This window comes from Eubacterium sp. BL-380-WT-2B (assembly GCF_009696115.1).
Lineage (GTDB): Bacteria > Bacillota > Clostridia > Eubacteriales > Eubacteriaceae > Eubacterium > Eubacterium callanderi.
Genome location: NZ_VUMP01000005.1, coordinates 178885 through 193222, shown reverse-complemented (window position 1 = coordinate 193222; position 14338 = coordinate 178885). Strand labels below are relative to the sequence as shown.

The window sequence follows — 14338 nt, the reverse complement described above, 5'->3', positions numbered from 1 at the left end:
AGAAGGAGTTATAAAATGAAAGGTATTTATTCTGCATTGCTGGCATCCTTTGACGAACAGGGAAAGATTAACGAACAGGGGGTCCGGGAAATCGTTCGTCACAATATTGACAAAATGATGGTTGACGGGCTGTACGTTGGAGGCAGTACCGGTGAAAACTTTATGCTGTCGACCGAGGAGAAAAAACAGATTTTTGAAATTGCCAAGGACGAAGCGGGCAGTGAGGTTAAACTGATTGCCCAGGTGGGTTCTATTAACGTCTATGAGTCCATTGACCTTGCAAAGCATGCCACTGCGCTGGGGTATGACGCGATCTCGGCTGTAACGCCATTTTATTATAAATTCAGTTTTGAGGAAATCAAGGACTATTACAATATGATCATTGACAGTGTGGACAACAGGCTGATTATCTATTCCATTCCGTTTTTAACCGGTGTGGACATGAGTGTTGAACAGTTTGGGGAGCTTTTTGAAAATCCAAAGATTATTGGCGTTAAATTTACCGCGGCGGATTTCTTTTTACTGGAAAGAATGCGAAAAGCTTACCCTGATAAGCTGATTTTTGCCGGATTTGACGAGATGATGTTGTCAGCGGCGGTGCTGGATGTAGATGGAGCCATTGGCTCAACCTTTAATGTGAACGGCCCACGCGCCAGACAGATTTATGAATTGGCAAAAGCTGGAAAAATTGAGGAAGCCAGAGAAATCCAGCATACCACCAATGATCTGATTGCCGCTATTTTGGACAATGGCCTGTATCCCACCATCAAATGTATTCTTGAGGAACAGGGCGTGCACGCGGGCTGCTGCCGTAAGCCGATGGCCAGCGCCACACCGGAAGCGCGTATACGCGCCAGAGAAATCTACAAGCAGTATATTAAATAAAAAGAAACCAAAAGATTGTTTTTACAGGGGGAAAATAAATGCAGGGTTTTACAACAATTGATTTAATTATTCTGATCGTTTATCTGGCAGCTGTCCTGGTTATCGGGCTGGCTTTTGCAAAGAAAGACATGCAGGGAAAAGAATTCTTCAGGGGGGACGGAACGATTCCATGGTGGGTGACCTCTGTCTCGATTTTCGCCACACTGTTGAGTCCGATCTCTTTTCTGTCACTGGTGGGAAATTCTTATGCCGGCACATGGATTCTGTGGTTTGCGCAGCTTGGTATGCTGATTGCCATTCCAGTCACCATCCGGTTTTTCCTGCCCATGTACAGCCGCCTGAATATTGACACAGCCTATGAGTATCTTCAATTGCGTTTTGACAGCAGGGGTCTCCGTATTCTCGGGGCCATTATGTTTATCATTTACCAGATCGGCCGTATGTCCATCATTATGTACCTGCCATCCATGGTGTTGGCTAACCTGATGAATATCAATGTCAATATTCTGATTATTCTTATGGGCATTGTGGCCATTGCCTATTCTTACGCTGGTGGGATAAAATCTGTTTTATGGACCGATTTTATTCAGGGCTGTGTTTTGATTGCCGGCGTTGTCTTCGCTTTGATCTTCCTGATCTGCAGCATCGATGGCGGCATGGGCGCTGTGATGGGTGAGCTGGCGAATGGGAAATTTTTGTCCGATACCCAGATGCTTATTGATCCGAAAATATGGAAGGACAGTGTTTTGATCATCCTGGTGGGCGCGGGCTTTAATACCTTTTCATCCTATATCTCAAGTCAGGATATTGTACAGCGTTTTACGACCACAACAGATGTTAAAAAGCTGAACAAAATGATGCTGACAAACGGCGCGTTGTCCATTTTTGTGGCAACAGTCTTTTACCTTATTGGTACGGGCCTTTATGTTTTCTACGGTCAAAACCCTGCGCTGGCTCAGACCGCTCAGCAGGACCAGATTTTTGGATCATTTATCGCGTATCAGCTGCCTGTGGGCATTACGGGCATTCTGCTGGCGGCTATCTACGCGGCTTCTCAGTCAACCCTGTCCACTGGATTGAACTCTGTGGCGACAAGCTGGACCCTTGATATCCAGACCATGGTGAGCAAAAAGGAGATGAGCTTTAAAAATCAGACCCGGATTGCCCAGTTTATTACCCTTGGAGTAGGGATCATTGCCATTGTGGTTTCCATGGTTTTAGCCAATGGAGAAATTAAGTCTGCCTATGAATGGTTTAATGGATTTATGGGGCTTGTCCTTGGTGTATTGGGCGGAACCTTTGTGCTGGGGGCTTTTACTAAAAAGGCTACAGATATCGGGGCATATGCGGCTTTTGCGGTATCTGCGGCGGTAGTGATCTATCTGAAGTACAATGTGCCGGAAGTTTCAATTTGGGCTTACGCCATTATTTCAATTTTTGTATCACTCATAGTCGGTTATATCATCAGCGCAGTACACCGGGCAGTCAGCAAAAAGAGCTTCAATTATGATGACCGGACCACCATCTTTTTCAAAAAAGATAAACAGGAAACAGGAGAAAAAGCATGATCTTTGGTAGAATAGAAGACAGAGAACATATCGAGTTTCTCCCGCCTTCGGTACTGCAGTGCTTTGACTGCTGCCAGAGCGGAAAGCTGGATGAACTGGAAAAGGGCTCCCATGAGATCAGCGGTGAAAATATTTTTGTGAATATTGTTGAATATGAGACAGGTGACCGGGCGGAAAAAGCCTGGGAAGCGCATCGGGCGTATCTGGATATTCACGTAATGCTGAAAGGGGAGGAGATCATTGATGTGAACTTCATTGGGCGTATGAAGCAGGGGATTTTTGAGCCGGATTCTGATTACCTGCCTTTGGAGGGAAAAGCCAGCGCTGCGGTTCACTGCCGTCCTATGGATTTTCTGATCTGCTTTCCTGAGGATGGGCATAAGCCCGGGATTCAGACAGAGACGCCTCAGATGATCCGCAAGGCGATTTTTAAAGTGAGGCTATGATGAAAAAGTATATTTGTATTGATATTGGCGGCACTGCCATTAAGCATGGGGTGGCCGATGAAGGGCTGAGACTGCTTGAAAAAAGCGAGATACCAACCAAAAGCCAGGTTGACGGAGGGCCGGGAATTGTTAAGAAAGTCCTGAAGCTTGTAGAAAACTGGCGGCGCTGCTACGATATCTCCGGCGTGGCAATTTCCACTGCGGGTATGGTGGAACCAAAAGAGGGAAGAATCATCTATTCCTGTGAGCTGATACCCGGTTATACAGGCACAGAATTAAAAAAAATTGTGGAGGCAGCCTCTGGGCTGCCTTGTGCCGTGGAGAACGATGTAAATTGCGCGGGGCTTGCGGAAAGTGTGACTGGCGCCGGAAAGGGGGCGTCCAGCTGTCTGTGCCTGACCGTCGGTACGGGTGTTGGCGGCTGTCTGATTCTGAACGGAGAAATCTACCATGGCTTCAGCAACAGCGCCTGCGAGGCAGGTTATCTGAGTGTGGGAGGAGAGAGCCTTCAGGAAAAAGCTGCCGCCAGTGTGCTGGTACGGAAGATAGCGGACCTGCGCGGAATTTCAGAGGATCAGCTTGACGGAAAACAGATTTTCAGTGAAGCGCAAAAGGGAGCCGCGGACTGTGTCCAGGCCATTGACGAGATGGTTGAAGCATTATCCCTCGGAATTGCAAACATGGTTTATATTCTGAATCCGGAAGTGGTTGTTTTGGGAGGAGGAATTATGACTCAGAGGGAATATCTGGAGAAGCGGCTGCAAGCTGCGCTCAGCGAAAAAATTATTCCCGCTGTTTACAGAAACACCCGTCTGGCCTTTGCCCAAAATGGAAATGATGCCGGCATGGTAGGCGCGCTGCTGAATTTGTTAAAAGAAGAAAAAAGTAGGTGAAAAAAGCCAGTATTTCTGATATGATCTTTAATAACAGAATCATGAACGGGGATTGTGAGAATGAGTGATTATCAGAGGACGGTTATTCCTGTAATCGAGGCGGCCTATGACAGTATGACTGCAGTGGAGAAAACCATTGCGGATTTTTTTATTAACAATAACGAGAGGATGGATTTTGCGGCGAAGCGTGTCGCGCAGCGGCTTTTCGTTTCAGAGGCGTCGCTGTCACGTTTTGCCAAGAAGTGCGGTTTTAAGGGATACCGGGAGTTCTTGTATCACTACGACAGCACCTTTACTCAAAATAAAAAGGTCGTGGACAACCTGACCAAGGGTGTGCTGAATACCTATCAGGAGCTGCTGAATAAAAGTTACGCTTTGGTGGATGAGCAGCAGATGCAGCGGATCGCCCTGCGCCTGGGCAGGAATCCGCGGGTTTTCGTGTACGGCAAGGGGAGCTCTGGTATGGCAGCTCAGGAGGTAAAGCTGCGGTTCATGCGTCTTGGGCTGGATGTCGAGGCCATCGTGGATACCCATATTATGAAAATGAACTCAGTGCTCGTCAATGAGAAATCTTTGGTTATCGGGATCAGTATCCGGGGGAAAACGCCGGAGGTTCTCTCCTCGCTCAGGGCGGCCAAGGAGCATGGCGCGAAAACAGTCTTAATTACCGGAAATGCTGCTGGCAGTTACCCTTACTGCGATGAAATCCTGCCCATAGCTGTTACCAAAAATCTGGAAGGTGGAAATATTATTTCTCCGCAGTTTCCCATTTTAGTCATGGTTGATATTTTTTACGCTTATTTTTTAAATACGGATCTGGTCAGCAAATCTGCGCTGTATCTAAACACCCTGGGGGCGCTGAGTAAAGTGCCAGAAGAATAGCTGAATAAATGACAGAAAACAGGGTAAAAAATTTAAGGCTTGACAAAAGACACAGGCAGGCATATAATACGAACAATAACAAAAAAATAAACCTGTGATTAAGAGTAAGTAAACAGGCATGTCATCTGGATAGAGAGCCGCGGACGGTGGAAAAGCGGTGAGGTGCGGTCCGTTGAATGGGCTTATGAGGGCAGAGCAAAAGGACAGTGGTCCGAGTATCTCTGACGGGATCTCCACCCGTTACAAAGGGAGCGTGTATGTTAGTATACGGACTTAAGTGGGCGATTTATCGTCAATTTGGGTGGTACCGCAGGCTTATGGAGCTTGTCCCTTGTGTAAGGGGCAGGCTCTTTTTGATGTTTTGTCCAAATTCCATGGGAATCTGGCAGTGAGTAAGGAGCGTTAGCGGACGAACGGCAACAAAAAAGGAGTTGATGCCATATGGTTGGCTGGTGGAAAATCAATATAAAATACGATAAAGATAAAAAACGGAAAAAAGAAAATTAAAACAGAAAGAGGAAAAAAGAAATGAATAAATTATTTAAAAAAGTAATGGTTGGTGTGGTAAGTGTCGCGATGGTGGCAGGTTTTACAGCTGGGTGCAGCAGTAATGGCGGCAGCGCGTCGGACGACGGCAAGGTCACCGTCGGGGTCATCCAGTACGCCACACACCCGTCCCTTGATAATTGCTATGAGGGCTTTAAGCAGGGCCTGGAAGCCGGCGGCTTTAAAGAAGGCGAGAACCTCACCATCGAGTTCCAGAACGCCCAGGGTGATGTCGCCAATGCCGACATGGCTGCGAAAAATATGGTGTCTAAAAAGGATAACCTGATTGCCGGTATCGCCACACCAGCAGCGATGTCCGCCTACGCCGCCACAAAGGGCGGTGATATTCCGGTGGTCTTTACCGCAGTATCAGACCCGGTATCTGCCAAGATCGTCCAGTCCATGGAAAAGCCCGGCGACAACTGCACCGGTACGGCCGATGTGCTGCCTCTGGAAGCCCAGATTAAAATGATCCGCTCTTTCCTGCCAGACGCCAAGAAAATCGGTATCCTGTACACCACCAGCGAGCCGAACTCCGTATCGCATTTGGAAAAATTCAAACAGATTGCCCCGAACTACGGTTTTGAGGTAGAGGCTGTGGGCGTGACCAACGCTTCAGAGGTTGCCGCAGGCGCACAGACACTGGTGTCAAAGGGTGTCAACTGCATTAACAACTTTACCGATAACAATGTTGTCGATAATCTGAGCACTGTGTTAAAAGCGGCTAACGACGCGAAAATCCCAGTGTTTGGCTCAGAGGAGGAACAGGTTAAAAACGGCTGCCTGGCTTCTCAGAGCATCGACTATGTCGCCCTTGGAAAACAGACCGGCGAAATGGCCGCTAAAATCTTAAAGGGTGAAGAAAAAGCTTCCGATATGGCGGTTCAGGAAGTGACTGAAAGCTCACCGGTTTATAACAAAGAAGTGATGGAAACCCTTGGTTTAACACTGCCCCAGGATTTAAGCACAGCGACCGCGGTTTCCAAATAAGGAAGAATAAAATCTGGTCTGCAGATAAAATCAGGCAGAGGCGCCCTGGCGGCAGCCTCTGTTTTGTACGTTTTATTTAATTAACGAAAGGACTATATTAAATGGATATTATAGGTGGCTTGGTAATCAACGTCCTTGAGGAAGGCTTTATCTACGGGATTATGGCCGTCGGGGTGTACATTACATATTCAGTTCTGGATTTTCCCGACCTTTCAGTGGACGGAACCTTCCCGCTGGGGATGTGTCTCACCGCCATGCTGATTACTGCCGGGGTCAATCCGTGGCTTGCGTGCGTGGCGGCCTTTGTTGTGGGAGCGGCGGCTGGCTGTATTACGGGTTTTCTTCATGTGAAGCTCGGCATCACCGACCTGCTCTCCGGAATTCTTGTGATGACAGGGCTTTACAGTATCAACCTGGCCCTGACCGGTGGCAGCGCAGTGCTGCCCTTTTACAATATGCCCACCATTTTTAACACCGGGCTGGCAGCCGTTCTGCCCACAGGCTACGGTCTTGTCATCATGGTGGCAGTGATCTGTATTGTGGTCAAGCTGCTCATTGACCTGTATTTAAAAACCCAGTCCGGTATGCTGCTCCGGGCGTCCGGGGATAACCCGCAGTATGTTGTCTCACAGGGGCGTGATCCCGGAAAGATGAAAATCATCGGTCTGGCCATCGGCAACGGCTGTACAGCCCTGTCCGGCTGTATTCTGGCACAGCAGACCGAATCCGCCAACGTGGCTGTGGGGACAGGGATGGTCGTTATGGCACTGGCTTCAGTCATCATTGGGATGAACCTGTTCAAGCGGGTATCCTTTGTAAAACCGACCCTCGCGGTGATCTTCGGGGCCATCATCTATAAGGCCTGCCTGGCCATCGCCATGCAGATCGGCCTGCCGACCAACTACCTCAAGCTGCTCATGGCCGTTATTTTTACCATCGCTCTGGTAGGCGGCAAGCTTTTCCCGGAAAGGAGAAAGAAAAACCATGCAGAATCATGAACCTCTTGTCCGTATGGAACATATTTACAAAACCTTCAATCCGGATTCTGTCAACGAAGTGGTGTTGTTTGAGGATTTTAACCTGAGCATTAAAAAAGGCCGCTTTGTCTCCGTCATCGGGAGCAACGGCTCTGGAAAAACGACCATTTTAAACCTGCTCTGCGGCAGCCTGCCTGTGGATCAGGGGAAAATATATGTCGGCGGCAAGGACATTACCGGGCTCAAGGAATACCAGCACTCCGCTTTTATCGGCCGTGTGTTTCAGGACCCGTCCCTGGGTACCTGCCCCAGCATGACTATCCTTGAAAATATGGCGCTGGCAGACCGGAAGGGCAAGCCCTATGGACTGGGCATTGGCGTCAATAAAAAGCGTATTGATTTTTATAAAAGCCAGCTGGAGCTTTTAAAGCTGGGGCTGGAGAATAAAATTGATCTGCAGGTCGGCAGCCTATCCGGCGGCCAGCGTCAGGCGCTGGCGCTGCTCATTTCCACCATGACGCCCATTGACCTGCTGATTCTGGACGAGCACACTGCCGCCCTTGATCCAAAGTCCAGCGAGAACGTCATGGAGCTCACCGAAAAGCTGGTGCGCGAAAAACATCTGACCACCCTCATGGTGACGCATAACCTCAAATTTGCCATCAACTACGGCGACCGGCTGGTCATGATGCACCGCGGCAATATCGTGATTGATAAATCCGACGATATGAAGGACGCCCTGGTGGTGAGAGACCTGACCGATAAATTTAATGAAATCAGTATTGAGGATGGCAATTCGTTATAAAAAGAAAAGGATCTGCGAAAGCAGGTCTTTTTTTAAACGGTCTGATTTTTCTTTAAGCGAGACGGGGTATAATGATTGTATTAACACCGGGAGGAAATCATGAAGAAAGATTATAAAATTACCAAACTCAACACACTGGAGTCCGGCTTTCGGCACCAGGCTGTCCGCTTGTTTGTCGAGGGCTTTTACGATATGATCAAGTCCATTTCAGCTGATAAGGATGTGCTGTTTCAGCTTTTTGAGCCAGCGCTGCGAAATGATATGGCCTACGTCTGCCTTGACGGCGAAAAGGTTGTGGGGCTTCTGGCTTACTCCGACAATAAACGCCGCGCCTTTGATATAGAAAGAAGCGGGGTGTCCCGGGTGTTTGGGCCTGTAAAGAGCCGAGTCATCAAGACGCAGCTTATGTTTATCATTGGAAAGCCCGCTGTGAAAAGGGACGACGAGGGCTACATCGATTTTCTGGCCACTGACCCGGCCTGCAGAGGACGGGGCATTGCCACAAAGATGATCAATTATGTGGCTGAAAATGCCGGAATTGCCAGCCTGAGCCTGGACGTGATCGGCGGCAATGGAAATGCCATACGCCTGTACCGCCATCTGGGCTTTAAGACCACAGAAATACAGGACAACCTGTTGCTGCGCATAGCCGGCATCCGTAAGCTGCTGATTATGAAAAAAGAGTTATACGAATAAAAAACCCGGAGGATAATGATCCTCCGTTTTTTTATACGTGTTTTCTGTTTCACGGCAGGTTATACCTTTTGTCTGTTAATATAGCCGCGGCGTTTCTTTTTTTACCCAAAGATGATACAATAAATTATCAATATATTTAAATACGAGAAAGAGGAACCAATGAAAAAAGGCGATATTATCGATATTAGAATAGAAGGCATTGAATTTCCGGGGAAATCCTGGGGAATGGTGGAGGAAGAGAGCGGCGCCAAAAAGGTTGTGATTAAAAACGGTATTCCCGGGCAGCTCGTTAAAACCCGGATTACCAAAAAACGCAGTAAGAAAATCGAAGGGCAGCCCCTGGAAATTCTGTCGGCCTCCCCCTTGGAAATTCCAGCAGAATGCCCGGCCTTTGGCAAATGCGGCGGCTGTACCTACCAGAGCCTGCCCTACGAGAAACAGCTTGAGCTAAAGGCCAATTATGTTTTAAGCCTGCTGGGTAAAGCCGGAATCGACGGCTTCGAGTTTGGAGGGATTATCCCCAGCCCGGAAGTGTTTGAGTACCGTAATAAAATGGAATACTCCTTTGGCGACGACGTGAAGGACGGCCCCTTGCTTTTGGGCATGCACGAGCGCGGCAGTTTTTACAACATTGTCAAAACCGACTGCTGCCGCCTGACAGACGAAGACTTCAACATTATCCAGCGAGCCGTCCTCGGCTATTTTCAGGAAAAAGACCAGACCTATTTCCACAAGCGGAGCCATGAGGGCTTCCTTCGCCATCTGGTTATCCGGAAAGGCAGGCAGACCGGAGAAATCCTCGTCAATCTGGTTACCACCTCCCAGTCAGAACTGGACAGCGCGGATTTTACCGAGCTACTTCTGACCCTTGAGCTGTCCGGCGAAATTAAGGGCATCCTCCATACCATCAACGATGGAGTGGCCGATGTGGTAAAAAAAGATGACCTGCATATTCTGTACGGCGAGGACTGTATTCACGACAAAATCCTCGGCCTGGAATTTGAAATCTCGACCTTCTCCTTTTTCCAGACCAATACACTGGGCGCAGAAAAGCTGTATTCTGTTGTCCGCGATTACGTCGGAGACCGCCAGGATAAGACCATCTTCGACCTGTACTGCGGCACCGGCACCATCGCCCAGGTCCTGGCCCCGGTGGCGAAAAAAGTCATCGGTATCGAGCTTATCGAGGAAGCCGTCGAAGCCGCAAAGATCAACGCCGAAGCCAACGGCCTGCACAACTGCGCGTTCATCGCCGGCGATGTTATGGAGAAAGTAGCCGAGCTGCCCGACAATCCCGATATCATCATCCTCGACCCCCCGAGGGATGGCATCCATCCCAAAGCGATCTTTAAAATTATCGGCTTCAAGCCTGATACCTTTATCTACGTGTCCTGCAAAGCCACCTCCCTGGCGAGGGACCTGCCGTTTTTTAAGGAAGCAGGGTATGGGGTGGAGAAAGTCTGCTGTGTGGATATGTTCCCGCATGGGGGACACGTTGAGTGCGTAGTATTGATGTCAAGGGTTGAGAAGTAGCTCTACTAAAAATACTGATAAATAAAGGGTTTCCAGACATTAGGTTTTTCTCACGGTTACTTTGCCGGAAGAAATAATGTCAGAAAACCCTTATTTTTATTGTTTGCGGTAACATATCAACTGCCTTGAAAGTGATAGGGTTGAGTTGATAGGTTAGATATATTAACAGGGTTGAGGAGACAGGATGGATGTAAATTTCCGCTTAATTTTCTTCACTGTTTTCTATTTCTTTCAATGATACCCCGTCTTTCGTTTTCCATTCTACCAGTCCATTTACGTGCCCGCCAATGACAAAGGCAGCAGCATATGATGGGCTACGAAATAAGATGTTTTCTTGAAGTATTCCATTTTCATCTATTTTGGCTTTTTGTCTGCGTTCTTTAATTCCAGGTGGAATGCTATCAGAATCTATAGTTTCTATACGACTGCCTTGTAAGACGACAAAGCCCTCGTTTGTTTGCTTACAGCTTGCCTCAATTACTTGTCCACTCTTACGACTTTTTCGCTTCATAAAGAGAAGCAATTCTTCTTCGGGAGATTCTACAGTGATAGCTGCTTTTGGTTTATCTGTTAGTGGTTCGAATAATTTATGTCCAAGAGCGCCCATTATAATCTTAGCGTAATCAATGAACTCTTCAAGCTCACTTTCTTTTTCCTCGGTTATATTTCCTGGAGTAGGGTCGTTTCCATTCTTAACCACATACCGGTTTGCCTCTACTGCAAGTCCACAAAAGCGGTTCTCAAGATAACTTATCTCTGTGGGACCAAAGGAGTTATTGGACGTAGTGAATACAACAGCCTCTGTCCAATAATCTTTATCAGGATTTCGCTTATGTTCTATCAACCGACAGAGAAGACCCTCTCCATTTTTTCGTACTCCAGCTTGACCAATATAAACCATATTGTCGTCTGTTTGATCGGAAGTGCCAAATAAGAAGTAAACACCGCTCTGTGATAAATCTTCGCGTCCCTTGCACTTATCTAGTTCTGTTCGAGGTATTTTGTAAGCCACGCCTGTCCAATTAGCAAGAGTACACTTTATTCTCCCATTTGGTGTGCCATCCATTAAAAACAAATTTATACTTTTTCCTCGTTTAGCCATAATCCTTTACCTCTCTCGTAACAGCTTATTTGTTATTTGAATCATTGTAAGGAGTTTCAAATGGCTTTCCTTCAGGGTTATACGTTAAATTGAAAACAAGATCCGACAGCCATTTCTTAAACGAAGGATTATCATTAAACTGCTTAAATAACTCCATATTATCCGCCATTATACTAAATATAACCGACTGAAGGGCACGTTCACTTTCCATACGCGCATTTTGCTTGTCTGAATTTTTCATTGCGTTAATATAGCGCTCGTCTTTTGTAACCATTCCTGGTATTTCTAGAATTTGGCGGCGAACATTATCAGCATCGTTCCAGTCTATATTGCCGAACAAGTCATTAAATGATGAAAGAATGCTAGAAAGCAAATCCATTTCTGGCTCCACTATGCCACCTACACGACCAGCAGGTACAGGGCCAATCTCAGCGTCAGCATCATCTAATACAAGAGACATAGAATCACGAGCTTCCACTCGGTAACTATCTAAATCAATTGAATCTAGTATCCCTTGAGATAAATCATCTTCTTTGGGAGAAGGAAGTTTAGGTATTAATAAATTTAAAAATATTGATAGCTTTTCCCATTCTGCATTACCGTAAGGAAGAATAGCTCCAAGAAAGCCGTATGTTCGAACAAATGCTTTTGCTGCACTTTTGAATTCAATTTTCCCTTCGTCATCAAGCTCTTTGTAAATAGCAGTACATGCATCGAGGATAGGATCTAACCTATCACGTTCTGCACCATTTAAGTACAGTTCAACAAGCGAATCAACATGCCCACTTTCGTATACTTGATGGGATTCCATAATTGCTATGAGATCATAAAGCTTGTTCGGATCAGTTTCATTAGACAGAATAGTTGTCCGATAATATTTTGAGAATGCTGCTTCAATAGTCTCTGTTTTATTTGCAAAATCAAGTACAAAAGTATCATGTTTCTGAGGATGAGAGCGGTTCAGTCGAGATAGAGTCTGAACCGCCTTTATATCAGATAGCATTTTGTCAACGTACATTGTATGGAGTAGTGGTTCATCATAACCCGTTTGGAACATATCAGCCACTATAAGAAATCGATATGGATCCTTACGGAACACCTTCTCAATTGTATTATCTGGGAAGCCATTAATTGCTGCAGAGGTTAAAGTTTTACCACCATATTCTTTTTCCCCAGAAAAAGCAATAATAGCTTTATAAGGACTACGCCTGTCAGCAAGGCATTTATTAATTGCGTAATAGTATTCTATACAGCGCTCTATACTACTCGTAACCACCATAGCTCGCGCTTTTCCTCCGATTTTTCCTTTTGAAATAACCTGATCATGAAAGTGGTTCACCATGATTTCTGCTTTTTGTGATATGGCAAATTTATTGCTTTCTACAAATTGACGGAGTTTCTTTTGTGCTTTTTTCTTGTCAAATAAAGGATCATCTTCAATGGTTTTAGCAAGTCTGTAATAACTGTCAACAGGGGTATAGTATTTAAGTACATCTAAAATAAAACCTTCTTGAATTGCTTGCTTCATTGTATATACATGGAACGGACGATGTTTAATTTCATCTCCGTCTTGGTATGGGATACCAAACATTTCAAGGGTTTTGTTTTTCGGAGTAGCGGTAAATGCAAAATAGCTAGCGTTCTTCAGCATTTTGCGCCCTTCCATAAGACGGTTGATTTTATCTTCAAAATCTTCCTCTTCTCCAGTAACTTCACCTGATAATACAATATTCATCTTAGCCGACATGTTACCGCTCTGTGATGAATGGGCCTCTCGTCAATAATTATGGCAAAAGAACGCCCTTTGTGTTCTGAACCTATACTATCAAGAATAATAGGGAACTTATGTACAGTAGTTATTATAATCTTCTTACCGCCATTGATTGCTTTCCTTAAATCATCAGAGTGTTCTGCCCATGCTACAGTGCTAGAAACCTGCATAAATTGTTTTATCGTATCTCGAATTTGTTTATCAAGTATTACACGGTCTGTAACAACTACCACAGAGTCAATGATGGCTTTTCCATTCTTTTCGAGCCCTACGAGTTGATGAGCCAGCCATGCAATAGAATTTGATTTTCCACTACCAGCACTATGTTGAATTAAGTATCTTTGGCCAACACCATTATGTCGTACATCTGAGAGGAGACTTTCAACAGCAGACAGTTGATGGTAACGTGGGAAAATTTGTGTATATGTTTTCTTTTTTGTTTCCTGGTCTACTTTTTCAACAACTTGAGCGTAATTTTCGATTATATGTGCAAGCATATACTTTTCAAGGATGTCCTTCCATAAATAATCTGTCATTATACCAGAAGGATTTGGAGGGTTGCCGGCCCCATCATTGTACCCTTTGTCAAATGGCAAGAACCAGGAAGCTTTACCATCAAGCTTAGTACAGAACTTGACCCTTGCATCATCTACTGCAAAATGAACCATACAGCGTTTAAATTGGAAAAGCAGTTCCTTTGGATCACGATCGGTTTTATATTGATATACTGCATCATCAACATTCTGCTTTGTAAGTTGATTTTTAAGCTCGCATGTTATAACCGGCAAGCCATTGATAAAAATGCACAGATCAAGGGCAAGACGAGTCGCATCCTTTGAATATTGGAGTTGTCGTGTAACGCTGAAAATATTTTGCTCAAATAGCGCTTTTGCTTTTATGTTCTTCTCACTTGGTGTAAGATAAAACATAACCAGGTCGGCAGGATAAACCTTAATTCCATTACGAAGTACATCAATAATTCCGCGTTTTGCTATTTCACCACGCAGTCGGTTTAGAAACTGAGCCTTTTTTAAGTCGCTTTTAAATACACCGAGCTTTTCCATTTCATCCGGCTGCGTCGCTGAAAGAAAACGGAATAGACGTGTTTCATCAATAGCATAGTCTCGGTTATAGTCAGCATTGCTTCCTTGCTCATAACCGTTTTGATTTACAAGCCAATCTACAATCAAAGATTCCAGACCACTTTCTCGTGTATTAGTAGCAGTCATTTATTCCACCTCCGT

Annotated in this window: 13 protein-coding genes; 10 read left to right on the top strand and 3 right to left on the bottom strand. The window is 45.7% G+C overall.

From position 1 onward, the window contains the following. The first annotated feature begins 15 nt into the window (after nt 1-15). The 10 genes from FYJ53_RS11350 to rlmD all read left to right on the top strand — a co-directional run bounded on the left by FYJ53_RS11350 (nt 16) and on the right by rlmD (nt 10221). A complete protein-coding gene (locus FYJ53_RS11350; protein ID WP_013382769.1) occupies nt 16-885 on the top strand; it encodes an N-acetylneuraminate lyase in 870 nt (289 codons plus the stop codon). Between the two features lie 38 nt (nt 886-923). After that, nucleotides 924-2453 carry a sodium:solute symporter gene (locus tag FYJ53_RS11345; protein WP_013382768.1) on the top strand — a complete coding sequence of 510 codons (1530 nt, stop codon included), beginning with the start codon at nt 924-926 and terminating at the stop codon, nt 2451-2453. Further along, nucleotides 2450-2899, top strand: a complete 450-nt coding sequence (locus FYJ53_RS11340; RefSeq protein ID WP_148428382.1) for a YhcH/YjgK/YiaL family protein — start codon at nt 2450-2452, stop codon at nt 2897-2899. The genes FYJ53_RS11345 and FYJ53_RS11340 overlap by 4 nt, the downstream gene beginning before the upstream one ends. Beyond that, on the top strand, nt 2899-3792 hold the full coding sequence (locus tag FYJ53_RS11335) for an ROK family protein (protein ID WP_090411933.1): 894 nt from the start codon (nt 2899-2901) through the stop codon (nt 3790-3792). Before FYJ53_RS11340 ends, FYJ53_RS11335 begins: the two co-directional genes overlap by 1 nt. A gap of 60 nt (nt 3793-3852) precedes the next feature. Beyond that, a complete protein-coding gene (locus FYJ53_RS11330) occupies nt 3853-4674 on the top strand; it encodes a MurR/RpiR family transcriptional regulator (RefSeq protein WP_013382764.1) in 822 nt (273 codons plus the stop codon). A gap of 528 nt (nt 4675-5202) precedes the next feature. Beyond that, entirely contained in the window at nt 5203-6210 is a 1008-nt protein-coding gene (locus tag FYJ53_RS11325) for an ABC transporter substrate-binding protein (protein WP_148428380.1), read from the top strand. Nucleotides 6211-6311: 101 nt separating this feature from the next. Further along, a complete protein-coding gene (locus tag FYJ53_RS11320; RefSeq protein ID WP_148428378.1) occupies nt 6312-7208 on the top strand; it encodes an ABC transporter permease in 897 nt (298 codons plus the stop codon). Continuing rightward, nucleotides 7195-7992 (top strand): ABC transporter ATP-binding protein, encoded by a 798-nt coding sequence (locus tag FYJ53_RS11315; RefSeq protein WP_013382758.1) that lies wholly within the window; start codon nt 7195-7197, stop codon nt 7990-7992. The genes FYJ53_RS11320 and FYJ53_RS11315 overlap by 14 nt, the downstream gene beginning before the upstream one ends. A gap of 99 nt (nt 7993-8091) precedes the next feature. Next, on the top strand, nt 8092-8688 hold the full coding sequence (locus FYJ53_RS11310) for an N-acetyltransferase (RefSeq protein ID WP_148428374.1): 597 nt from the start codon (nt 8092-8094) through the stop codon (nt 8686-8688). Nucleotides 8689-8847: 159 nt separating this feature from the next. Further along, nucleotides 8848-10221, top strand: a complete 1374-nt coding sequence (gene rlmD, locus FYJ53_RS11305; RefSeq protein ID WP_154557344.1) for a 23S rRNA (uracil(1939)-C(5))-methyltransferase RlmD — start codon at nt 8848-8850, stop codon at nt 10219-10221. A gap of 202 nt (nt 10222-10423) precedes the next feature. On the opposite strand, the gene FYJ53_RS11300 is transcribed toward rlmD, so the two are convergent. From FYJ53_RS11300 to FYJ53_RS21865, 3 genes are read right to left on the bottom strand one after another with little or no spacing between them, the layout of a single operon-like run. Further along, on the bottom strand, nt 10424-11323 hold the full coding sequence (locus FYJ53_RS11300) for a GIY-YIG nuclease family protein (protein WP_009052922.1): 900 nt from the start codon (nt 11321-11323) through the stop codon (nt 10424-10426). Nucleotides 11324-11348: 25 nt separating this feature from the next. Beyond that, nucleotides 11349-13070 (bottom strand): hypothetical protein, encoded by a 1722-nt coding sequence (locus FYJ53_RS21870; RefSeq protein WP_371720650.1) that lies wholly within the window; start codon nt 13068-13070, stop codon nt 11349-11351. Then, complete coding sequence (locus tag FYJ53_RS21865; RefSeq protein ID WP_371720649.1) at nt 13055-14323, bottom strand: type I restriction endonuclease; 1269 nt, start codon at nt 14321-14323, stop codon at nt 13055-13057. Before FYJ53_RS21865 ends, FYJ53_RS21870 begins: the two co-directional genes overlap by 16 nt. Nucleotides 14324-14338: the final 15 nt, after the last annotated feature.